We start from the raw sequence: 21927 nt of genomic DNA on the forward strand, positions 1-21927 counted from the left end.
CACACTAACGCTCCTGGTCATAGCTGTTACTTGACTGCTCGGATCCCGCGCTGCGTCCCTGCTGGACACCGCGCCGCAGGTTGCTCAACCTGCCGCGGACGTCCTCCGGTGCGCGGGAGACCTGGGGGCCGCCCTGCGGGGTCGTCTCCGCAGCGCCCTCGACCAGGTTGGCCTTGGGCACCCGCCGAGGGAGACCGGACGGGGTGACCCCGCCCGCCTTCGGCTCACGGAGTTTGCCGGCCTGCTGCCAGCGCTCGTCGTTCGTCGAGCGCCAGGCCTCGGGGCCTTCCGCATCCGCCGTCGCCCGCTTCGGTTCGGCGGGCTGCTGCTGACGCTGCGGCCGCTGCTCGAAGAGAGATCCGGTGGACTCCGCTTCCTGCTGTGCCGGCTGCCACTGCTGCTGGCTGCCGCGTCGCGGCAGGCCCGCTCCGGTCATCTCGTGACCGGTGTCGGCAGCGGCGCCCGGACGGTCGAAGCCTACGCGGTCCCGAGCCGGTTCGGGAGCGGCCTGGGATTCCGATTCGGTCCCGTAATTCTGCTGGTAGGCGCCCGAATAGGTGTTCTGCTCGGGCCACTCGGAAGGCTGGGCCTGCTCCTCGTAGCCACCCTCGTACGAGGGAGCGGGCTGCTGCGGGTTCTGGTAGCCGACTTCCGGATAGGCGTAGCCCTGGTCCGGGTACGACTCGTAGCCCGACTGCTGCGGCGCGGCTTCGTAGGAGTTCTCGTAGCCCTGCGCGGACGGCTCCTCATAGCCCTGGTACGGCTGGTAGCCGTGTTCCGGTTGAGGTTCCGGATAGTCCTGCGCGGGGTACTCGGGCTGCGCCTGCGGGTAGCCGACCTGAGCCTCCAGGGCGGCCCTGCGCTCCTCGCGGCCCAGGGACCGCACGACCGGGTCGGCGGGCTGGACTTCGGCGTTCCGGTCGCCCTGGCGGTCGTAGGCGGAGTCGTCGAACCCGAGTTCGGCGGCCGTCCGCAGCGGGGCGGCCTGCTGGGTCTTCTGCTCCGGGATGATCGAGGAGACCGTGAAGTCGTCGTCCGGTATGCCCTCGCCGCCGCCACCGTGGGTGATGGCGTCGGGGAGCATCACCAGCGAGGTGGTGCCCGCGGCCTCGCCCGAGGGGCGCAGCTGGACGCGGATGCTGTGGCGGTCCGCCAGCCGGCCGACCACGAACAGACCCATGCGCTGCGAGATCGCGGCGTCCACGGTCGGCGGGTTGGCCAGCTTGTGGTTGATGTCCGCGAAGTCCTCGGCGGTGAGGCCGATGCCCTTGTCGTGGATCTCGACCATCACGCGGCCGTCGGGCAGACGCGTGGCGTTGACGCGGACCTTGGTCTGCGGGGAGGAGAACGTGGTGGCGTTCTCCAGCAGCTCGGCGAGCAGGTGCACGAGGTCGGTCACGGCCTGGCCGTGGATCTCGGCCTCGGAGACGCCGGAGAGCTCGATGCGCTCGTACTGCTCCACCTCGGAGGAGGCGGCGCGCAGGACGTCGACGAGGGGGACCGGCTGGTCCCAGCGGCGGCCCGGGTTCTCACCCGCGAGGATGAGCAGGTTCTCGCCGTTGCGGCGCATACGGGTGGCCAGGTGGTCCAGGCGGAAGAGGTTCTCCAGCTGGTCCGGGTCGGCCTCGTTGTTCTCCAGGTCGGTGATGAGGGTCAGCTGGCCCTCGATCAGCGACTGGTTGCGCATGGAGAGGTTCGTGAAGATCGCGTTGACGTTCCCTCGCAGGAGCGCCTGCTCGGCGGCGAGCCGGACCGCTTCCCGGTGGACCTGGTCGAAGGCGCGGGCGACCTCGCCGATCTCGTCCTGGGAAGTGATCGGAATCGGCTCGACCCGGGTGTCCACCTTGCCGGGGTCGGTCCGCGAGAGCTGGTCGACGAGCATCGGCAGGCGCTGCTCGGCGATGTCGAAGGCCGAGCTGCGCAGGCGGCGCATCGCGCGGCCCATCTGGCGGGCCATCATGCCGGCCAGGATGAAGGCGGCGAGCAGGGCCACGACCACGATCGCGCCGGTCAGGATGGCGTCGCCGCGGGACTCGTCGGAAACCGCGACGGCGTCGTTGACGGCCTTGTCGAGGAGTTCCTTCTCGATCTCCGCGTAGCCGTCGAACTTGGCGGTGGCGGCGGCCTGCCAGGCGGCCGGCGTCGTGCCGTCCTGCGCCAGCTTCGTGTTCTTCGCGCCGCTGGCTATCGCCTCGGTCATACCGGTGAGCGGGGAGCCGTTGACCACGGGCGGAGCCTTGAAGACGGCGCCGGACTGCTCGGCGGCCTGCTTGGCCTGCGCGAGCTTGGCCGCCCCCTCCTGGGACTTCTTGCCCATGACCTCCTTGAGCCGGTTCGTGTCCTCGTCGGTGCCGGCGGCGACGTACTCGCCGATGGCGATCTCTTCGAGGTAGGCGTAGGAGGAGAAGGCGACGAGCTGGGCCTTGCGGATCTCCTCGTTCTCGTTCGGACGCACCAGCAGGTGCGTGCCGACGGAACGCTGGAGGGAGTTCGCGGCCTTCGCCAGCTCGATCGCGTAGACCATGCGGCCGTAGCTGGTGACGTTGCCGGTGCCCAGGCCGAGTTCGTTCGAGAACTGCATGAGGTAGTGCTGGACCAGCACGTACCCCTCTTCGGTCGGGATGGGGCCCGCCGAGGCCGGGAGGTTCTTCTTGGCCGACTCGGGAACGGCGTAGGCCGTCTTGCGGACCTGCTCCAGCTTCGGCTCCTCCTGACGGAAGAGCTCCAGGCGGCGCTCCAGGCCCTGCTTCGCGGGCAGGTCCTTCGCGGCCTGGGCGAACTTGGCCTTCGCCGCGTCGGTGGCGGCGTACGACTTCGCCACGGCGTCGCTGCTGCGCTCGCCCTTGAGGAGGGGTTCGGCGGTCAGGTCGCGCTCGTTGAGGAGGGCCTGGCCGTACTCGGCCGCCGCCTGGACGATGCGCGCGGTCTTCTCGGCGTCCTTCGCCTCGTTCCAGGTGTCTACGGAACCCTTGACCTGGAATCCGCCCATGACCAGTCCGACGAGGACGGGCACGAGGAGGATGGCGTTCAGACGGGTCGGCACGCGCCAGTTGCGCGGCGAGAACTTGCTGGTGCTGCCGCCGGCCGTGGGTGGGTCCACGGGTACGTCGACGGATGACGTGGCCGCGCGTGGCGGCGGGGTGAAGTTGCCGCGCGCGGGTTCATCCGCGGGGCTCGAGTTGCTTCGCCTCACTCGACCAACAACCTCTCGGCGGTGCTACTAGCTAGTTCGTTGAATTCCAGCACGGTTGACGGCAGTGTTCCAAACAGTTGAAAACGACCATTCCCAGAGCCTTACGGCCCACATAAACCGGACATAAAGAGCGACCTGCGGCAAAAGCGGGGCCAGTTGTGCGCGCAGCGGCACCGGGCGAACGCACCCCGTGTCCGGGCGGCGGTAATTCTCTGTCGAAACGTTATGAACGAAGGGGGCGGGCCGTGTCGTATGACACAGCCCGCCCCCGCGTACGGCCTTGGGAACCGTGCTACTTGAGCCGCGCCATCAGCGCGTGCTCGACGAGCGTGATGAGCGCGCTCTTGGCGTCCGCGCGGTGGCGGGCGTCGGTGGTGATGATGGGGGCGTCCGGGCCGATCTGCAGGGCCTCGCGGACTTCCTCCGGCGTGTAGGGCTGGTGTCCCTCGAAGCCGTTGAGGGCCACGACGAACGGCAGCCCGCTGTTCTCGAAGTAGTCCACGGCCGGGAAGCAGTCCGCCAGCCGCCGCGTGTCGACCAGCACGATGGCACCGATGGCGCCGCGGACGAGGTCGTCCCACATGAACCAGAAGCGGTCCTGGCCGGGGGTACCGAAGAGGTACAGGATCAGGTCCTGGTCCAGGGTGATGCGGCCGAAGTCCATGGCGACCGTGGTGGTCGTCTTGTCACCGGTGTGGGTGAGGTCGTCGATGCCCGCGCTGGCGGACGTCATCACGGCCTCGGTGCGCAGCGGGTTGATCTCGGAGACCGCGCCGACGAACGTGGTCTTGCCCACGCCGAAGCCGCCCGCGACCACGATCTTCGCGGAGGTGGTGGAGCGAGGAGCCGCTCCGCCGTCAGAGCTTGCGAAGTCCACTGAGAACCCTCTCGAGCAGCGTTACATCCGGCGTTCCGCCGGCCTCTCCATTGCCCGGCTGGTGGATGGCCACCATTCCGGCCTCCGCCAGGTCGGCGACGAGGATCCGGGCGACACCGAGCGGCATCGACAGCAGTGCGGAGACCTCCGCGACCGACTTCACCTCACGGCAGAGCGTGCAGATGCGCTGGTGCTCCGGCAGCAGGCTGGAGAGGTGCATCGGATCGGCCGTGGTGCTGACCAGCGCCTCGATGGCGAGCTGGTAGCGCGGACGGGTCCGGCCACCGGTCATCGCGTACGGACGTACCAGCGGCTGGTCGCCTTCCGAGTACGAGTCTCCGTACGCATCGGGATAGGCGGGGGGCGGGGTCATTGATCCTCCGGGCTGGACAGCAGTGGTCAGCGTGCCGTCTGACGGGGCGGCCGGTGGGGGGAGACGTGATGACGGCCTGGCGGGGGTACTGGGTACCGGGGGTGGGGTCCCGGTCTCCCGGCCGGAAGTACCGTCCGGCCGGGAGGGGTGAGGTCAGATGAGCAGGCTTCCCTGAAGCTCGGCGCGCAGGTCCGGGGTGAGGACGCTGCCCGCGCGGTCCACGAGGAGGGCCATTTCGTAGCCCACGAGGCCGATGTCGCACTCGGGGTGCGCGAGCACGGCCAGCGAGGATCCGTCAGAGACGGACATGAGGAAGAGGAATCCCCGGTCCATCTCGACGACGGTCTGGTTGACGGCGCCGCCCTCGAAGATGCGGGAGGCGCCGGCGGTCAGCGACGTCAGACCGGAGGCCACGGCCGCCAGCTGGTCGGCGCGGTCACGGGGGAATCCTTCGGACATGGCCAGAAGGAGTCCGTCGGCGGAAACCACCACCGTGTGGGACACCCCAGGGGTGTTGTCCACGAAGTTGGTGATCAACCAGTTCAGGTTCTGTGCCGCCTGGCTCATCGAACTCAACTATCGCTCCTGCTGGTAAGTGGGGTCGATGTGGTAACTGCCGGTCGCGGGGCCGGTGGTGCCGGCCTGGCGCCCCTGCTGGATACCGCGTCGGAGGTTGGTGAGACGGCCGCGGACGTCGTCCGGAGCACGCGATACCTGCGGGCCCGCCTGGGCTTCGGCCTGCTGCTGCGCGGTGCCGGCCACGAGGTTCGCCCGCGGTACCCGGCGGGGCAGCCCCGACGTCGTGATCCCTCCGGCGGCGGGCTGACGGACGCGTTCGGCCTGTCGCATCAGCTCGTCGTTGGGGGAGGAGCGCCAGCTGACCGTCGGCGTGCTGCCGGTCACCGCGGCGGCGGGCTCGGCGGCGGCGAGCTCCTGGCCGCGCTGCGCCTGCTGCTGCTGCGGACGCTGCTGGTGCTGCTGAGGCTGCTGGGGTACGGCAGGTGCCTGCGCGGGGGGCTGCTCGCCCTCCTCGCGGAACCAGTTCGACTCCAGCGTGTCGAAGATCGGGCTGCGGGCCTCGCCCGAGGGCTGCGCGGGCGCCGGCGGCAGGGCCTCGGGCTGGTGGGCCTGGGGCAGCCGCGGCGCGTCGGGACGCGGAGCCGGAACGGGCGCCGGAGCGTAACCGCCGGGCTGCTGCTCCTGCTGGGGCTGCTGGCCGTAGCCGCCGACCCCCGGGCCGCCGCTCCGCGGTGCCTGTGCGTGCGGCTGGGGCGCGGCCGGCCGGGCGAACTGGCCGGTCTGGGCCGGATCCAGCGGGCCGCCCAGCTGCGGGCGCTCGAACTGGCCCGTGGCGGACGGGTCCAGCGGACCCCGTACGTCGGGGCGCTCGAACTGGCCGGTCGTGCTGTTCGCCGGGTTGCCGCCGGTGGCCTGCGGGTACGGGGCGTTGTAGTCCGGACGGGCGAACTCGGCCGTCGAGCCGGGGCCCGAGAGCTCGTCGTGGCCGCGCGGGACCTCGTGGCCGCCCTGGCCGGCGCCCCAGCTGGCGCCCTGCGGGATCCCGGTCGGCGAACCGCCCGCGCCCGGAAGCTCCGGACGGGGCGCGCCGCCGCGCGGCGGCAGCTGCGGCCGCTTGCGCTGGACCGGGGCGGCGGGCTGCTGCTGGCCGCCCGACTGCTGCTGCTGGCCCTGCTGCGGCGACTGCTGCTGGCCCTGCTGTCCCTGCTGGTACTGCCCCTGCTGCCCCTGCTGCCCCTGCTGGGGCAGCGGCGGCTGCGGCCGCTCGAAGCCGTTGCCCTGCGGGAAGCCGGCGGGACCGGACCCCTGCGGCGTGGCCGCCGGACGGGCCTGCGGGCCGCCGGACTGGCCGCGCGCCGGCAGCGGAGCACCGCTGCCGAAGGCGCCCTGGCCCTGACCGGTCGGAGCCGATGGACCGCCCTGCTGCGGGCGGCCGCCCTGCGGGCCCTGACCCTGACCCGGGCCCTGGGGACGCTGCTGCTGACCGGGGCCACCCGGCCCACCGCCCTGACCGGGCAGTGCGGGGCGCTGCGCGCCACCGGCGACCTGCCCGCGCTGCGGACCGCCGCCCACGGGGGGACGCGCGGCCGCACCGGGAACGGAAGCCTGGCCACCGGGGCCGGCGGGACCGCCCTGGGCCCCCGGACCGCCCTGACCCGGCATCGGAGCCGGCTTCTTGCCGCCCTGGGCGACGTCCACCGGCAGCATGACGAGGGCCGTCGTACCGCCCGAGTCGGAGGGGCGCAGCTGGATGCGGATGCCGTGTCGCAGGGACAGGCGGCCGACCACGAACAGGCCCATGCGGCGGGAGACGGAGACGTCCACGGTCGGCGGCGACGCGAGCCGCTCGTTGATCGCGGCGAGGTCCTCGGGGGAGAGGCCGATGCCGGTGTCGTGGATCTCGACGAGGACGCGGCCGTCGGGCAGCGCGTGCCCGGTGACCTTGACCTTGGTCTGCGGCGAGGAGAACGAGGTGGCGTTCTCCAGCAGCTCGGCGAGGAGGTGCACGAGGTCGTTGACGACGCGGCCGGCGACGTCGGTGCCGGGCACCGACGAGAGTTCGATGCGCTCGTACTGCTCCACCTCGGACGCCGCGGCGCGGAGCACGTCGACGAGCGGGACGGGGCGGGTCCACCGGCGGCCCGGCTCCTCGCCCGCGAGGACGAGGAGGTTTTCGCCGTTACGGCGCATGCGGGTCGCGAGGTGGTCGAGCTTGAAGAGCGAGGACAGCTGGTCCGGGTCGGCCTCGCGCGACTCCAGCTCGGAGATGAGCGAGAGCTGACGCTGGATGAGGCCCTGCGAACGGCGCGAGAGGTTGGTGAACATCGCGTTGACGTTGCCCCGGAGGAGGGCCTGCTCGGCGGCGAGGCGGACGGCCTCGCGGTGCACGTCGTCGAAGGCCGCGGCCACCTGGCCGATCTCGTCGCGGGTGTGCAGACCGACGGACTCCACGGAGGTGTCCACGTCCTGCGGGTCCGACTCGGAGAGCTGCTTGACGAGCTCGGGCAGACGGTCCTGGGCGACGCGCGTCGCGGTGTCCTGAAGGCGGCGCAGCGAGCGGATCATCGACCGGGCCATGACGAAGGCGCCGACGAGGGAGACACCGAGGACGATGAGGATCAGGGCACCGTTGATGATGGCGTCCTGCTGCGACTCGTTCTTGAGCTCGCGGGCCTTCTGCTCCATGTCCTCGAGCAGGGTCAGCTCGATGACCTTCATCGCCTGGAGCTTGGTGTCGTCGGCGTCGTACCAGTCCATCCAGGACCGGTTCTTCTCCTTGCCGAACTGCCCCTGGGTGCTGAGCACGCGGCGGGCGTAGTGGTCGGCGCTGCCGATCTCCGTGTTGCCGTCGCCGAGCGCCGCGAGGAGCTCCTCGGGCTTGCCCTGGTAGACGAGTTCGAAGGTCTTCTTCGACTGGCTCTCGCCGCGGAGAGCGGAGAGCGCGTAGAGACGGTCGTTCTCCTCCAGCTTGCCCGGCTTGTCGCCGCTCTCGGGGAGCGAGGCGGCGATGATCGCGCGCTGGATGGAGGCGTACTCCTTGGCGGAGGAGAAGGCCGCCAGGGCACGGGTGCGCTTGATCATCTCGGGGCTGGAGGTGGCCTGGGCCATGTCCTGCGAGAGGGAGAGCAGCGAGACGATCAGCGCGTTGTACTCGGTGACCGTCTGCTGGGCGCCGTTCATGTACGCCTTTTTGCGGATGTCCTCGATGCCGGTGAGCTGGCGGCCGATCTGCAGGATGTTGTTGCGGATCGACTTGAGGGTCTCGTCCTTGTCCTCCGCGCTGTCGATCTTGTCGGTCGCGGCGGTGAAGGCTTCGGCGGCGGCGTTGGTCTGCTCGCGGACACCCTGGACGAGGCTGTTGGTCTTGCCGTCCTTGACGATCGACATGGGACCGGCCGACTTGTCCCGCTCCTCCTGGAGCATGGCGGCCAGGTTGGTGGCCTGCCGGGTCATCGTCGTCAGCAGCTGCATGTGCTCCAGCTGCGAGATGTCGTTCATCGAGTCGTTGATGCGGAAGCCACCGAGCGTGGTGGCGGCGACGACCGGCAGGGTCAGCAGCGACACCAGTCGCGTGCTGATGCGCCAGTTCTGCATGCCGAGACGGGAACCGGGCCCACTGGGGGCCTTCGGTATCGCCTCGGCCGCCGGCTCGGGCGCCTCGTTCTTGCCCTTGGCCTTGCCGGGCTTGGCGGCCTTGCCGGACTTGGCGGGGTTACCCGACTTGCCACGGCCCTTCGCCTTCACCGAGGCGGAGGCGTTGGGGGCCCCTCCTTCGACAGCCGGCCCGCGGTTCTGGGCGTGCTGGGGCGAGGAGCCACGGTCGGTCCCGCCGCGCGGCTCCTGCTCCGCCGCAGCGCTGCCATCCCTCTTGAATCGTCCCTGCACTAGCGTCGCAACCTCTGGACCAGGCGCCCCGCCGGGTGACCGGTGGGGCGGTGTCGAGTCTTGGGGCACTGACGGCCCCATGGTGGTCGTCGGTGACCGGCGCGTCTCCCTCTCCGTGCCGCCGCGCTCGGCGCTGTCTCGCGCCACCTGCGCGCCGGCTGATTCCCGCGGCGGTCCCGCGAATTCCAGCACAGAGGGGGACCTCCAACAAGGTGCGTGTGTCGCCCCGGCGAGCCGGTCACGGCTTGTGACAGGTGCACTACGCGATGTGGATCCGCTACCGGGATGAATCGGACTTACGCCAATCAAAGCTTGCGCCTGGCAAGGTGTCCCAGTCCTGATGATCAGGAGCGGAATAGCTCATTCAGTGACGCAATGTCCGTTTCGATAACCGGAATGGGTAGCCCGAATTGCCGTGAATGTCCGGTGATTGGTGAGCAAACTCACACGGTCGTGGCCATTACTTCCCGGTTCGGCCGGGGATTCAGATGTTTAGCCTTGCCCATTGAAGGGTTGGCGCCGAGGTCGGCGCATCCGACAACCATCACCCACGACCGAGCCGAGGGCCCCAGACTCCGATGAAGACGACGATGATGTTCCGCAACATAGCCAACCCCCGCCGCACCACCCTGGCGCACCTGAAGGACGCCGAGGACCTGCAGGCGGCCCCGGCCACCCCGGAGCACTCCGTCGAGCTGCCGGCCCAGACCGCGAACCCCCGCCGCACCGTCCTGATGGACGCCCCGGTCGCCGCCGCGCAGTAGCCGCCCGGGCACGGAGCGCCGAACGCCCCCGCCCACCGCGTTAGCCTGGAGTCCGCAGACTCCAGCCAGCGGAAATACAGAGGGGCAGACGCAACACGTGCGCATCGCCAGGTTCTCGATCGACGGCAATGTCGCCTTCGGCGCGGTCGAGGGCGATGCCGCCCCCGGCGCCGGAAGCGAGCTCGTCCTCGACATCATCAAGGGCATCCCCTTCGCGGACTTCGAGCTCTCCGGCACGAAGGTCCCGCTGAGCAAGGTCCGGCTGCTCCCGCCCGTGCTCCCGAACAAGGTCGTGGCCGTGGGCCGCAACTACGCGGAGCACGCGGCGGAGCTGGGCCACTCCATCGTCGACGACCAAGGTCGTCCGGAAGCCCCGATCGTCTTCTTCAAGCCCTCCACCTCGGTGGTCGGCCCGGGCGACCCGATCGCGTACCCCTCCTTCTCCCAGGACCTCCACCACGAGGCGGAACTCGCCGTGGTCATCGGCCGCATGTGCCGCGAGGTCCCGAAGGAGCGCGTCAAGGACGTGATCCTCGGTTACACCTGCGCCAACGACGTCACCGCCCGCGACGTCCAGCAGCGGGAGAAGCAGTGGGCCCGGGCCAAGGGCTTCGACAGCTCCTGCCCCCTCGGCCCCTGGATCGAGACCGACCTCGACCCGAGCGACCTGACCGTCCAGTGCACCGTCAACGGCGAACAGCGCCAGCTCGGCCGCACCAGCGACATGGTCCGCTCCATCGAGGACCTCATCGTGCACATCAGCGAGGCCATGACGCTGCTCCCGGGCGACGTCATCCTCACGGGGACCCCGGCCGGAGTCGGCCCCCTCAACGTCGGCGACGAGGTCGCCGTCACCATCGAAGGCATCGGCACTCTCACCAACAAGGTGATCAAGCGTGGTTAACGGACCTGTCCGCGTACGTTTCTGTCCCTCCCCGACCGGCAACCCCCACGTGGGCCTGGTCCGCACCGCCCTCTTCAACTGGGCGTTCGCGCGCCACCACGGCGGTACGTTCGTCTTCCGCATCGAGGACACCGACGCGGCCCGCGACTCCGAGGAGTCGTACGTCCAGCTGCTCGACTCGCTGCGCTGGCTCGGCTTCACCTGGGACGAGGGCCCCGAGGTCGGCGGCCCGCACGCCCCGTACCGCCAGTCCCAGCGCATGGACATCTACGCGGACGTCGCGAAGAAGCTCCAGGACGGCGGCTACGCCTACGCCTGCTACTGCACCACCGAGGAGCTCGACCAGCGCCGCGACGCCGCCCGCGCGGCCGGCAAGCCCTCGGGCTACGACGGCCACTGCCGCGACCTCACCGACGGGCAGAAGGCGGCGTACGAGGCCGAGGGCCGCGCCTCGATCGTCCGCTTCCGGATGCCCGACGAGACCATCACCTTCACGGACCTGGTCCGCGGCGAGATCTCGGTCACCCCGGAGAACGTGCCGGACTTCGGCATCGTCCGGGCCAACGGCGCCCCGCTGTACACCCTGGTCAACCCGGTCGACGACGCGCTGATGGAGATCACGCACGTCCTGCGCGGCGAGGACCTGCTGTCCTCCACCCCCCGCCAGATCGCCCTGTACCGGGCGCTGATCGAGCTGGGCGTCGCCAAGGGCGTCCCGGAGTTCGGCCACCTGCCGTACGTCATGGGCGAGGGCAACAAGAAGCTCTCCAAGCGCGACCCCGAGTCCTCGCTCAACCTGTACCGCGAGCGCGGCTTCCTCCCCGAGGGCCTGCTGAACTACCTCTCGCTCCTCGGCTGGTCCTTCTCCAAGGACCAGGACATCTTCTCGATCGAGGAGATGGTGGCGAAGTTCGACATTCCGGACGTCAACGCCAACCCGGCCCGCTTCGACCTCAAGAAGGCCGAGGCGATCAACGCCGACCACATCCGCCGCCTCGACCCGAAGGCCTTCGCGGACGCCTGCGCCCCCTGGCTCACGGCCCCGCACGCCAACTGGGCGCCCGAGGACTTCGACACCGAGGCCTGGGCCCGCATCGCCCCGCACGCCCAGACCCGCGTCACCGTCCTGTCGGACATCACCGCGAACGTGGACTTCCTCTTCCGCCAGGAGCCCGTCGAGGACCAGGCGTCCTGGGACAAGGCCATGAAGGGCGAGCCCGCGGCCCTGCTGACGACGGCCCGCGAGAACCTGGCCGCCGCCGACTGGTCGGACCCGGAGTCCCTCAAGCAGGCCGTCCTGACCGCCGGCGAGGCCCACGGCCTCAAGCTCGGCAAGGCCCAGGCCCCGGTCCGCGTCGCCGTGACCGGCCGCACCGTCGGCCTGCCGCTCTTCGAGTCCCTGGAGATCCTGGGCAAGGAGCGCTCGCTGGCCCGCATCGACGCGACCCTCGCCAAGCTCGCGGCCTGACCCGCACCACCCCGCGGGGGCGGCAGCCGATCCGGCTGCCGCCCCCGCGGCGTTGGCCCCGCACCCTGCCGCCCGTGACGCGGCGGGCGGGGCCACCTGTTCCGTGACCGACTTCCCCGTCGTGCCCCCGCCGCGCAGCGCCCCGGCGTAGGCTCGGCCGCATGCCGATCCGCGCCGTGCTGTGGGACATCGACGACACCCTCTTCGACTACACGGGTGCCGACACCGCCGGATTCGGACGCCACCTCGCCCAGGAAGGGCTGGGGGAGCGCTACGGAACCCCCACCGAGGCCCTCGCCCTGTGGCGGCGCCTCACCGAACGGCACTGGGAGCGCTTCTCCGCCGGCGAGGTCACCTTCCAGGGCCAGCGGCAGGACCGCGTCCGGGACTTCCTCGGGGAGCCCGCGATGACGGCCGGGGAGGCCGACGTCTGGTTCGACCGCTACGTGGCCCACTACAAGGCCGCCTGGGCGCTCTTCCCGGACGTCGTGCCCGTACTGGACACCCTGGCCGGCACCTACCGGCACGGCGTGCTCTCCAACTCCTCCGTGGCCAACCAGGACCCCAAGCTGCGCCACCTCGGGCTGCGCGAGCGCTTCGAGGTGCTGGTCTGCGCCGCCGAACTCGGTGTCAGCAAACCGGAGGCGGCCGCCTTCCTCGGCGCCTGCGAGGCCCTGGGCCTGCGGCCCGCCGACGTGGCGTACGTGGGCGACCAGCCCGAGATCGACGCCCGGGGCGCCCGCGACGCGGGCCTCACGGCCGTCTGGCTCGACCGCGACGGCACGCGCGGCCCGGCACCCGACGGCGTCCACCACATCACCGGGCTCGCCCTCCTCCCCGGAGTGCTGGCCGGGGATACCCGTTTTGGAGCACGGTCAGGCATCCGGTAATGTTCTTTCTGCGCCGCCCGAGCGGGCCGGAAGGCCGGACGGAGGCGCTAACCGAACGAAAGTCCCCCAGGGGCTTGAGTTTTGGTGGGCTATAGTGTAATTGGCAACACGAGGGTTTCTGGTTCCCTTATTCTAGGTTCGAGTCCTGGTAGCCCAGCGCAGTGCAGTAGTAACGCAGTGCTTTGCCCCCGTTGTGTAGCGGCCTAGCACGCCGCCCTCTCAAGGCGGTAGCGCCGGTTCGAATCCGGTCGGGGGTACAGATCCTTCCCGCAAGATCTCCATTGGGTAGCTCCCGGACGTCTTGATGCAGGATCGCTAGGGCCCCCGTTGTGTAGCGGCCTAGCACGCCGCCCTCTCAAGGCGGTAGCGCCGGTTCGAATCCGGTCGGGGGTACTACGTCTAGCGAGGTCTAGACCACTATGGGCTATAGTGTAATTGGCAACACGAGGGTTTCTGGTTCCCTTATTCTAGGTTCGAGTCCTGGTAGCCCAGCGCAACACCAGCTAGCCCCCGTTGTGTAGCGGCCTAGCACGCCGCCCTCTCAAGGCGGTAGCGCCGGTTCGAATCCGGTCGGGGGTACGCATCGAAGAGGCCCTCCGCGATCATCGCGGAGGGCCTCTTCGCCGTTCCCGGAGCGTTCCCCCGGCTACCGGAGCGGGGTGTAAGTAAGGGCCCGGAGGCGCGAGTTCGGACGTGTGCGGCGTCGTACGCGCCCCCGGACCCGGGGGTGTGGTGAAGCGGGGCGGGTCAGCTGGAGCGGCGCAGGGCCTCCGTCAGACGGGCGGCCGCGTCGATGACGGCCTGGGCGTGCATCCGGCCCGGGTGGCGGGTCAGGCGCTCGATCGGGCCGGAGACCGACACGGAGGCCACCACGCGGTTCGACGGCCCGCGCACCGGCGCGGAGACGGAGGCCACGCCGGGCTCCCGCTCGCCGATCGACTGGGCCCAGCCCCGGCGCCGTACGCCGGACAGGGCCGTGGCCGTGAAGCGCGCGCCCTGAAGGCCGCGGTGGAGCCGCTCGGGCTCCTCCCAGGCCATCAGGATCTGCGCGGCCGAGCCCGCCTTCATGGGCAGGGTCGAGCCCACCGGGACGGTGTCCCGCAGGCCCGACAGCCGCTCGGCCGCTGCCACGCAGATGCGCATGTCGCCCTGACGCCGGTAGAGCTGCGCGCTCTCGCCCGTCACGTCACGGAGGTGCGTGAGCACCGGTCCGGCCGTTGCCAGCAGTCGGTCCTCGCCGGCCGCGGCGGCAAGCTCTGCCAGCCGCGGACCGAGGATGAACCGGCCCTGCATGTCCCTCGCCACCATCCGGTGGTGTTCCAGTGCCACGGCAAGGCGATGTGCCGTGGGTCGTGCGAGCCCTGTCGCCGCGACCAGCCCGGCGAGGGTGGCCGGACCGGACTCCAGTGCGCTCAGTACCAGAGCTGCCTTGTCGAGAACGCCGACGCCGCTAGAGTTGTCCATGAAACGATATTCACGTCTCACACTGTGAAACGCAAGTTCAATTTTTCCAAGAACAAGCGAGTCTGTATGTGCGGGTCCACGAACCACTGGGTCCGAGCCGTCGATCCGCACGGGGGGTGCGGGCGATCAGGCGCACCAGATCTCTATGAAGCGCCGGCACAACCGGCCGGCCGGAGGGAAAGCGATGGGTAGGACACTCGCGGAGAAGGTCTGGGACGACCACGTCGTCCGGCGCGCCGAAGGCGAGCCCGACCTCCTCTTCATCGATCTGCACCTGCTGCACGAGGTGACCAGCCCGCAGGCCTTCGACGGTCTGCGCCAGGCCGGCCGCAAAGTCCGACGCCTCGACCTCACCATCGCGACCGAGGACCACAACACCCCCACCATCGACATCGACAAGCCGATCGCGGACCCGGTCTCCCGGGCCCAGCTGGAGACGCTGCGCAAGAACTGCGCCGAGTTCGGCGTACGCCTGCACTCGCTGGGCGACGTCGAGCAGGGCGTCGTCCACGTCGTGGGCCCTCAGCTGGGTCTGACCCAGCCGGGCACCACCGTGGTCTGCGGCGACTCGCACACCTCCACGCACGGCGCCTTCGGCGCGCTGGCCTTCGGCATCGGCACCAGCCAGGTCGAGCACGTGCTGGCCACCCAGACGCTGCCGCTGGCCCGCCCGAAGACCATGGCCATCACCGTCACCGGCGCGCTGGCCGAGGGCGTCACCGCCAAGGACCTCATCCTGGCGATCATCGCCAAGATCGGCACCGGCGGCGGCCAGGGCTACATCCTGGAGTACCGCGGCGAGGCCATCGAGAAGCTGTCGATGGAAGCCCGCATGACCATCTGCAACATGTCGATCGAGGCCGGTGCCCGCGCGGGCATGATCGCCCCCGACCGGACCACCTTCGACTACCTCCAGGGACGCGACCACGCCCCCGTCGGCGAGGACTGGGACGCGGCCGTCGCGTACTGGAAGACCCTGCGCACCGACGACGACGCCGTCTTCGACGCCGAGGTCGTCATCGACGGCACCACGCTGTCCCCGTTCGTCACCTGGGGCACCAACCCGGGCCAGGGCGCGCCGCTGTCGGCCAACGTCCCCGACCCGGCTTCGTACGAGGACGCTTCGGAGCGCCACGCCGCCGAAAAGGCCCTGGAGTACATGGGGTTGACCGCCGGCCAGCCGCTGCGGGACATCAAGGTCGACACCGTCTTCGTAGGTTCCTGCACCAACGGCCGCATCGAGGACCTGCGTGCCGTCGCCGGGATCGTCGAGGGCCGCAAAGTCGCGGACGGCGTACGGATGCTGGTCGTCCCCGGCTCCGTCCGGGTCGCGCTCCAGGCCGTGGAGGAGGGTCTGGACAAGGTCTTCAAGGAGGCCGGCGCCGAATGGCGGCACGCGGGCTGCTCGATGTGTCTGGGCATGAACCCCGACCAGTTGGCCCCCGGTGAGCGCTCCGCGTCCACCTCCAACCGCAACTTCGAGGGCCGGCAGGGCAAGGGCGGACGCACCCACCTGGTCTCCCCGCAGGTGGCCGCCGCCACCGCGGTACTGGGCCACCTGGCCTCGCCCGCCGACCTGTCCGCCGCCGACGCGACCGCCGGAGTCTGAACCATGGAAGCCTTCACCACCCACACCGGCCGGGCCGTTCCGCTGCGGCGCAGCAACGTCGACACCGACCAGATCATCCCGGCCCACTGGCTGAAGAAGATCACCCGCGACGGCTTCGAGGACGGGCTCTTCGAGGCCTGGCGCAAGGACCCGGAGTTCGTCACGAACCGCCCGGAGCGCGCCGGCGCGACCGTGCTGATCGCGGGCCCCGACTTCGGCACAGGCTCCTCGCGCGAGCACGCCGTCTGGGCCCTGCAGAACTTCGGCTTCAAGACGGTCATCTCCTCCCGCTTCGCCGACATCTTCCGCGGCAACTCGCTGAAGAACGGTCTGCTGACCGTCGTCCTGCCGCAGGAGACCGTCGACCGGCTGTGGGAGCTGACCGAGGCCGACCCCACCGCCGAGGTGACCGTCGACCTGGTCGACCGCAAGGTCCGAGCCGCTGGCGTCGAGGCGGAGTTCGAACTCGACGACAACGCCCGCTGGCGTCTCCTGGAGGGGCTGGACGACATCTCGCTCACCCTTCAGAACGAAGCGGACATCGACACGTACGAAAGCACCCGCCCGGCCTTCAAGCCGCGCACGATTCAGGCCTGATTCCAGCCTGATCAGCGCTTATTCACCCACGGGTGATCACCTCGACAACACTGTGCCCCCCGCCTTCCGGCGGGGGGCACAGCTGTATGTTGAGGCCCCGTGAGGCGACAACTCGCCCCAGATGGCACAATCTGTGCATGGAACGCGACAGTCAACTGGAGCTCTACGAACTCGTCGCGGACCGGCTGAAAGAAGCACACACAAGGGTGCGCACACTGCAAGTCCCGGAGGGCGTAAGGATGGCGCTGTCCCGGAAGCTGTTGGTCGTCACCGCCTCGGCGAAGCACGATCTCGCCGACGCGGCAAGGCGCCTGGACAGGTTGATGAAGGACCTCGACGAGGGTCGATTCCCTGAAGGCGACTGATGCGAAGGAACTCCGTAACGGCCTACATCGTTGCGGCACTAGGGTGATTAGCCCGTTTCGTGTTTGATTTGCGGTATATATCCGCCTAACGTGCGAAATAAGCTTGAACACATTCGTTCTGGCGAAGTCTCCGAAGGGGAAGACGTGAACAAGGCGCAGCTCGTAGAAGCGATTGCCGACAAGGTTGGCGGCCGCCAGCAGGCCGCGGACGCTGTCGACGCGGTACTCGACGCGATCGTCCGCGCGGTCGTCGCGGGCGACCGGGTCTCGGTCACGGGCTTCGGCTCGTTCGAGAAGGTCGACCGGCCGGCCCGCTACGCCCGCAACCCGCAGACGGGTGAGCGCGTCCGGGTCAAGAAGACCTCGGTTCCCCGCTTCCGCGCGGGCCAGGGCTTCAAGGACCTGGTCAGCGGCACCAAGAAGCTGCCCAAGGGCGGCGAGGTGTCCGTGAAGAAGGCGCCCAAGGGCAGCCTGAGCGGCGGAGCCTCGGCGACGGTCAAGAAGGCCGCGGCCAAGAAGGCCACCACCGCGAAGAAGGCGGCGGCGAAGACCACGGTCGCGAAGAAGACCACGGCGGCGGCGAAGAAGACGACCGCCACGGCGAAGAAGGCCACCGCCACGGCGAAGAAGGCCACCGCCACGGCCAAGAAGACCACGGCGACCGCGAAGAAGGCGGCCGTGAAGTCGACGACGGCGGCGGCGAAGAAGACCACCGCCAAGAAGACCGCTCCCGCGGCCAAGAAGGCCACCGCGAAGACCACGGCGCCCGCCACCAAGAAGGCGACCGCCCGCAAGACCACCGCGAAGAAGACCACCGCTCGCAAGAAGTAGGGCACGAGTCACACACGCCGGGCCGGTTTCCCCTGCTGGGGGAAGTCGGCCCGCGGTGCTTTCCCGCAGGTCACAAGGGTGCCGAAGCCGTTGCGGGACCGGAGGGTCAGAAGGTCTGCAGGGTGATCAGCGTGATGCGCAGGGCCGCGCCCTCGCCGTCCGTCTCGATCCGCACCCGCTGTCCGGGCCGCAGCAGCCGCAGGCCGCCCGCGTCGAAGGCCGGAGCCGCGAAGGGCACCGGGGTGCCGTCGTCGAGCAGCACGCTGCCGCTGCGGGTCTGGGAGTCGTACGTGTACGCGGTCGCCTGCATACGGGCACTGTATCGGGCGGTGTGACGCCCCACGCCGAGGGTGAGGGCCCTGCGCAGATCGGCGGCGGTGTCCACGTCGCGGCGCACGCTCTCCACGTCCGCCAGGGCGATTTCCACCGCCCCCGACGCCGAATGCCGGGCCCGGGAGGAACCGCCGAACGAGGGTGCCAATTCGACGTCCGGAGCAGCGGAAAGCAAGGTCGTCCCGATTCCCGCCGCATCCGCCAGGAATGCCCTGGGAAATACCGAAGCGTTATCGAGCACGCGTAGCAATTCCGGTGGCCGCAGTGCGGGCAGATCCGCGTTCATCGCCGCCACCCGGGCACCGGGGCGCCCCCTGCGCACCGCCCCGGCGCCGTGCGCCAGGGCCGCGTTGAGCCCGGCGCCGGGGGCGTCCGGCAGGACCCGCGCGCCCAGCCTGGCCAGTTCCGCACTCGCCAGGGAGTCGTCCGTGACGACCACCACATCCGCGACCGCCGTGCAGGCCAGAGCCCCTGCGACGGTGTCCTGGGCGAAGGCCAGCGCGAGCCCCGGACGGGATGCGCCGACGGCCGCGGCGAGGCGGCTCTTGGCCAGCGCCAAGGGTTTCAGCGGGACCACCAGACTCCACACGGCGTTCGTGGCGGACTCCTTCCCTCCGGCGCATTTCCGCACCCGCCAGGGCCATCGGCAGGTCATGGCCTGGTCATCAGTCGGCCCATTGTCGCCCCCGACCGACCGCAGGGGGGCCGGGTGGTGCGAGCGGGGCGTACGGTGTCCTCGACAGAGACCGGACCTGGGGCGACACTTGTCCGGCCGACGAGGTGCCCACGCCGCGCACCGGTCCTAGAGGAAGGTGTCCGAGTGTCCCGCCGCAGAATCGGCTTCTGGTACCGCCTGGCGGCGGTCATCGCGAAACCGCCGCTGGTAGTGCTGTTCAAGCGGGACTGGCGGGGAATGGATCACATTCCGGCCGACGGCGGGTTTATCACCGCCGTCAATCACAACTCGTATCTGGACCCGCTCTCCTACGCGCACTTCCAGTACAACACCGGCCGGGTGCCCCGATTGCTCGCCAAGGCCGGACTCTTCAAGGTGCCTTTCGTCGGCATGATCCTCCGCGGCTCCGGCCAGATCCCCGTCTACCGGGAGACCACGAACGCCCTGGACGCATTCCGGGCCGCCGTGGACGCCATCGAGCGCGGTGAATGCGTGGCCTTTTACCCGGAAGGCACCCTCACCCGAGACCCCGAGATGTGGCCGATGGCCGGCAAGAGCGGTGCGGCCAGGGTCGCGCTGATCACCAAGGCCCCCGTCATTCCGGTGGCCCAATGGGGCGCGAATCTCGCGATGCCGCCCTATGCCAAGGAGAACAAGGTCCGGCTGTTCCCGCGCAAGACCCTCCAGGTCCTCGCCGGACCGCCCGTGGACCTCTCGGCCTTCTACGACCGGGAACCCACTCCGGAGGTCCTCAAGGGCGCCACCGAGGCCATCATGGCCGACATCACCAAGCTCCTGGAGGAACTGCGCGGCGAGACCGCCCCCGCGCAGCCGTACGACCACCGCAAGGCCAGGGCGCAGCAGCGGCGCAACGCCGCGGGGGAGGGCAACAAGTGACACGTCCTGTGAAGGCGGCCGTCTTCGGAACCGGCTCGTGGGGCACGGCCTTCGGCATGGTGCTCGCCGACGCCGGCTGCGAGGTGACCCTGTGGGGCCGCCGCCAGGAGCTGGCCGACGCCGTCAACAACGGCCGGACCAACCCCGACTACTTCCCCGGCGTGGAACTGCCCGCGAACCTGCGGGCCACCACCGACGCCGCCGAGGCCGCCCGCGGCGCCGACTTCGCGGTCCTCGCGATCCCCTCGCAGACCCTGCGCGGCAACCTCGCCGCCTGGGCCCCGCTGCTGCCCGCCGACGCCGTCCTCGTCTCCCTGATGAAGGGCATCGAACTCGGCACCGCCAAGCGGATGAGCGAGGTCATCGAGGAGGTGGCCAAGGTCCCCTCCGAGCGGGTCGCCGTCGTCACCGGACCCAACCTGGCCCGCGAGATCGTCGCCCGGCAGCCCGCCGCCTCGGTCGTCGCCTGCGTCGACGAGGCCGTGGCGCAGCGCCTCCAGGCCGCCTGCCACACCCCGTACTTCCGCCCGTACACGAGCACCGACGTCATCGGCTGCGAGCTCGGCGGCGCCGTCAAGAACGTCATCGGCCTCGCCGTGGGCATCGCGGACGGCATGGGACTGGGCGACAACACCAAGGGCTCGCTCATCACCCGCGGACTCGCCGAGGCCACCCGCCTGGGCCTGGCCATGGGCGCCGACCCGCTGACCTTCTCCGGTCTCGCCGGGCTCGGCGACCTCGTCGCCACCTGCTCCTCGCCGCTCTCCCGGAACCACACCTTCGGCACCAACCTGGGCCGCGGGATGACCCTGGAGGAGACCATCGCGGTCACCAAGCAGACCGCCGAGGGGGTCAAGTCCTGCCAGTCCGTGGCGGATCTGGCGCAGCGGTACGGAGTGGACATGCCGATCACGGACACCGTGGTCGACATCGTCCACCACGGCAAGCCCACGCTGGTCGCCCTGAAGGAACTCATGGGACGCAGCGCCAAACCGGAACGCCGCTGACTCCTTTCCGGACGTCTGAGCGGGTACTCTCGTGGCGATATGAGCAGCGAGAACCTCCCCCAGACCCCTGAGCAGCAGGGCCGCAAGCCCCGCGTGGCCGTCGTGTTCGGCGGCCGCAGCTCGGAACACGCCATCTCGGTCGTCACGGCGGGCGCCGTACTGCGCTCCATCGACCGCGCCAAGTACGAGGTGCTGCCCATCGGCATCACCACGGACGGCCGGTGGGCGCTGACCGCCGACGAGCCCGAGCGCATGGCCATCGCGGACCGCGAGCTGCCGAGCGTGGAGTCGCTCGCCGGCTCCGCCGACGGCAGCGTCGTGCTCTCCGTCGACCCCGCCAGCCGCGAGGTCGTCTACACCGAGCCGGGCGCCGTCCCCAAGGCGCTGGGCGAGGTCGACGTCGTCTTCCCCGTCCTGCACGGCCCGTACGGCGAGGACGGCACCCTGCAGGGCCTCCTGGAGCTGTCCGGGATCCCGTACGTCGGCTCGGGCGTCCTCGCCTCGGCCGTCGGCCAGGACAAGGACTACATGAAGCGGGTGTTCACGTCCTTCGGGCTGAACGTCGGCCCGTACGTGACCGTCCGCCCCCGCGAGTGGGAAGCCGACCGGGACGCAGCCCGGGCGAAGGTCCTGGACTTCGCCGCCGAGCACGGCTGGCCGCTGTTCGTGAAGCCCGCCCGCGCCGGCTCCTCCATCGGCATCACCAAGGTCGACGACGCCGCCGGACTGGACGCCGCGATCCACGAGGCCCGCCGCCACGACCCGAAGATCATCGTGGAGGCGCTGCTGCGCGGCCGCGAGATCGAGTGCGGGGTCCTGGAGTTCGAGGATGGCCCGCGCGCCAGCGCGCCCGCCGAGATCCCGCCGGTCTCCAGCCACGACTTCTACGACTTCGAGGCGAAGTACATCGACTCCGCCTCCGGGATCGTGCCCGCCCCGCTCACCCCGGAGCAGACCGCCGAGGTGCAGAAGCTCGCGATCGAGGCCTTCGAGGCCGCGTCCTGCGAGGGTCTGGTGCGCGCCGACTTCTTCCTCACGGAGGACGGCGAGTTCGTCATCAACGAGATCAACACGATGCCGGGCTTCACCCCGATCTCCATGTACCCGCGCATGTGGCAGGAGGCCGGCATCGAGTACCAGGAGCTGGTGGACCTGCTCATCCAGGCGGCGCTGCGCCGCTCCACCGGACTGCGCTAGCCGAGGAACCCGGACAGCCGACCGCCCGCCGGCCCGCGCTCACCAGCACGGCCGGCGGGCGGCGGTGTGCGCGAGGGG

17 protein-coding genes, 5 tRNA genes and 1 pseudogene are annotated in these 21927 nt (G+C 70.3%); 16 read left to right on the plus strand and 7 right to left on the minus strand.

Going from position 1 to position 21927, the window contains the following annotated elements; translation table 11 throughout:
- Nucleotides 1-4: 4 nt before the first annotated feature.
- The 5 genes from AC07B0_RS19855 to AC07B0_RS19875 form a co-directional block, all read right to left on the minus strand.
- On the minus strand, nt 5-3193 hold the full coding sequence (locus AC07B0_RS19855; protein WP_356877918.1) for a sensor histidine kinase: 3189 nt from the start codon (nt 3191-3193) through the stop codon (nt 5-7).
- Between the two features lie 292 nt (nt 3194-3485).
- Entirely contained in the window at nt 3486-4070 is a 585-nt protein-coding gene (locus AC07B0_RS19860) for a GTP-binding protein (protein ID WP_266573764.1), read from the minus strand.
- The gene (locus AC07B0_RS19865) at nt 4051-4443 is read right to left on the minus strand and encodes a DUF742 domain-containing protein (protein WP_329442171.1); all 393 of its coding nucleotides are present in this window, start codon (nt 4441-4443) and stop codon (nt 4051-4053) included. Before AC07B0_RS19865 ends, AC07B0_RS19860 begins: the two co-directional genes overlap by 20 nt.
- 153 nt (nt 4444-4596) lie before the next feature.
- Entirely contained in the window at nt 4597-5010 is a 414-nt protein-coding gene (locus AC07B0_RS19870) for a roadblock/LC7 domain-containing protein (RefSeq protein WP_008739864.1), read from the minus strand.
- A gap of 9 nt (nt 5011-5019) precedes the next feature.
- Nucleotides 5020-8847, minus strand: coding sequence for a sensor histidine kinase (locus AC07B0_RS19875; protein WP_478898653.1), 3828 nt, complete (start codon nt 8845-8847; stop codon nt 5020-5022).
- Between the two features lie 578 nt (nt 8848-9425).
- Here AC07B0_RS19875 and AC07B0_RS19880 point away from each other — a divergent pair.
- From AC07B0_RS19880 to AC07B0_RS19920, 9 genes are all read left to right on the plus strand, one after another.
- Complete coding sequence (locus AC07B0_RS19880) at nt 9426-9611, plus strand: hypothetical protein (RefSeq protein WP_356877916.1); 186 nt, start codon at nt 9426-9428, stop codon at nt 9609-9611.
- Nucleotides 9612-9708: 97 nt separating this feature from the next.
- On the plus strand, nt 9709-10515 hold the full coding sequence (locus tag AC07B0_RS19885; protein WP_356877915.1) for a fumarylacetoacetate hydrolase family protein: 807 nt from the start codon (nt 9709-9711) through the stop codon (nt 10513-10515).
- Nucleotides 10508-11983: a glutamate--tRNA ligase gene (gene gltX, locus AC07B0_RS19890; RefSeq protein WP_356877914.1), complete on the plus strand. Its 1476-nt coding sequence runs from the start codon at nt 10508-10510 to the stop codon at nt 11981-11983. The genes AC07B0_RS19885 and gltX overlap by 8 nt, the downstream gene beginning before the upstream one ends.
- A gap of 161 nt (nt 11984-12144) precedes the next feature.
- Nucleotides 12145-12873: an HAD family hydrolase gene (locus AC07B0_RS19895; protein ID WP_469381057.1), complete on the plus strand. Its 729-nt coding sequence runs from the start codon at nt 12145-12147 to the stop codon at nt 12871-12873.
- 85 nt (nt 12874-12958) lie between these two features.
- Nucleotides 12959-13030 (plus strand) — tRNA-Gln (locus tag AC07B0_RS19900).
- 27 nt (nt 13031-13057) lie between these two features.
- A tRNA-Glu gene (locus tag AC07B0_RS19905) sits at nt 13058-13130 on the plus strand.
- A 63-nt stretch (nt 13131-13193) separates the two neighbouring features.
- Nucleotides 13194-13266 (plus strand) — tRNA-Glu (locus AC07B0_RS19910).
- Between the two features lie 27 nt (nt 13267-13293).
- Nucleotides 13294-13365 (plus strand) — tRNA-Gln (locus AC07B0_RS19915).
- A gap of 14 nt (nt 13366-13379) precedes the next feature.
- A tRNA-Glu gene (locus AC07B0_RS19920) sits at nt 13380-13452 on the plus strand.
- A gap of 168 nt (nt 13453-13620) precedes the next feature.
- Here the strand turns inward: AC07B0_RS19920 and ndgR are convergent.
- Entirely contained in the window at nt 13621-14337 is a 717-nt protein-coding gene (gene ndgR, locus AC07B0_RS19925; RefSeq protein WP_112450208.1) for an IclR family transcriptional regulator NdgR, read from the minus strand.
- Nucleotides 14338-14521: 184 nt separating this feature from the next.
- Between ndgR and leuC the strand changes: the two genes are divergently transcribed.
- The 4 genes from leuC (at nt 14522) to AC07B0_RS19945 (ending at nt 17739) form a co-directional block, all read left to right on the plus strand.
- Nucleotides 14522-15946: a 3-isopropylmalate dehydratase large subunit gene (gene leuC, locus AC07B0_RS19930; protein ID WP_467297739.1), complete on the plus strand. Its 1425-nt coding sequence runs from the start codon at nt 14522-14524 to the stop codon at nt 15944-15946.
- A 3-nt stretch (nt 15947-15949) separates the two neighbouring features.
- Nucleotides 15950-16543: a 3-isopropylmalate dehydratase small subunit gene (gene leuD / locus AC07B0_RS19935; protein WP_356877911.1), complete on the plus strand. Its 594-nt coding sequence runs from the start codon at nt 15950-15952 to the stop codon at nt 16541-16543.
- 137 nt (nt 16544-16680) lie between these two features.
- On the plus strand, nt 16681-16908 hold the full coding sequence (locus AC07B0_RS19940) for an SCO5555 family protein (RefSeq protein WP_356877910.1): 228 nt from the start codon (nt 16681-16683) through the stop codon (nt 16906-16908).
- A gap of 144 nt (nt 16909-17052) precedes the next feature.
- Entirely contained in the window at nt 17053-17739 is a 687-nt protein-coding gene (locus AC07B0_RS19945; protein WP_478898654.1) for an HU family DNA-binding protein, read from the plus strand.
- A 313-nt stretch (nt 17740-18052) separates the two neighbouring features.
- Here AC07B0_RS19945 and cofC read toward each other — a convergent pair.
- Nucleotides 18053-18727, minus strand: a pseudogene (cofC, locus tag AC07B0_RS19950) (2-phospho-L-lactate guanylyltransferase); the annotation flags it as partial.
- Between the two features lie 165 nt (nt 18728-18892).
- On the opposite strand from cofC, the gene AC07B0_RS19955 reads away from it, so the two are divergent.
- The 3 genes from AC07B0_RS19955 to AC07B0_RS19965 are packed head-to-tail and all read left to right on the plus strand — an operon-like array spanning nt 18893 to nt 21849.
- Nucleotides 18893-19645 carry a lysophospholipid acyltransferase family protein gene (locus tag AC07B0_RS19955; RefSeq protein WP_469381058.1) on the plus strand — a complete coding sequence of 251 codons (753 nt, stop codon included), beginning with the start codon at nt 18893-18895 and terminating at the stop codon, nt 19643-19645.
- The gene (locus tag AC07B0_RS19960; protein ID WP_467297744.1) at nt 19642-20652 is read left to right on the plus strand and encodes an NAD(P)H-dependent glycerol-3-phosphate dehydrogenase; all 1011 of its coding nucleotides are present in this window, start codon (nt 19642-19644) and stop codon (nt 20650-20652) included. The genes AC07B0_RS19955 and AC07B0_RS19960 overlap by 4 nt, the downstream gene beginning before the upstream one ends.
- A 39-nt stretch (nt 20653-20691) precedes the next feature.
- On the plus strand, nt 20692-21849 hold the full coding sequence (locus tag AC07B0_RS19965) for a D-alanine--D-alanine ligase family protein (RefSeq protein ID WP_356877906.1): 1158 nt from the start codon (nt 20692-20694) through the stop codon (nt 21847-21849).
- Nucleotides 21850-21927: the final 78 nt, after the last annotated feature.

Source organism: Streptomyces sp. NPDC044704 (assembly GCF_056433525.1).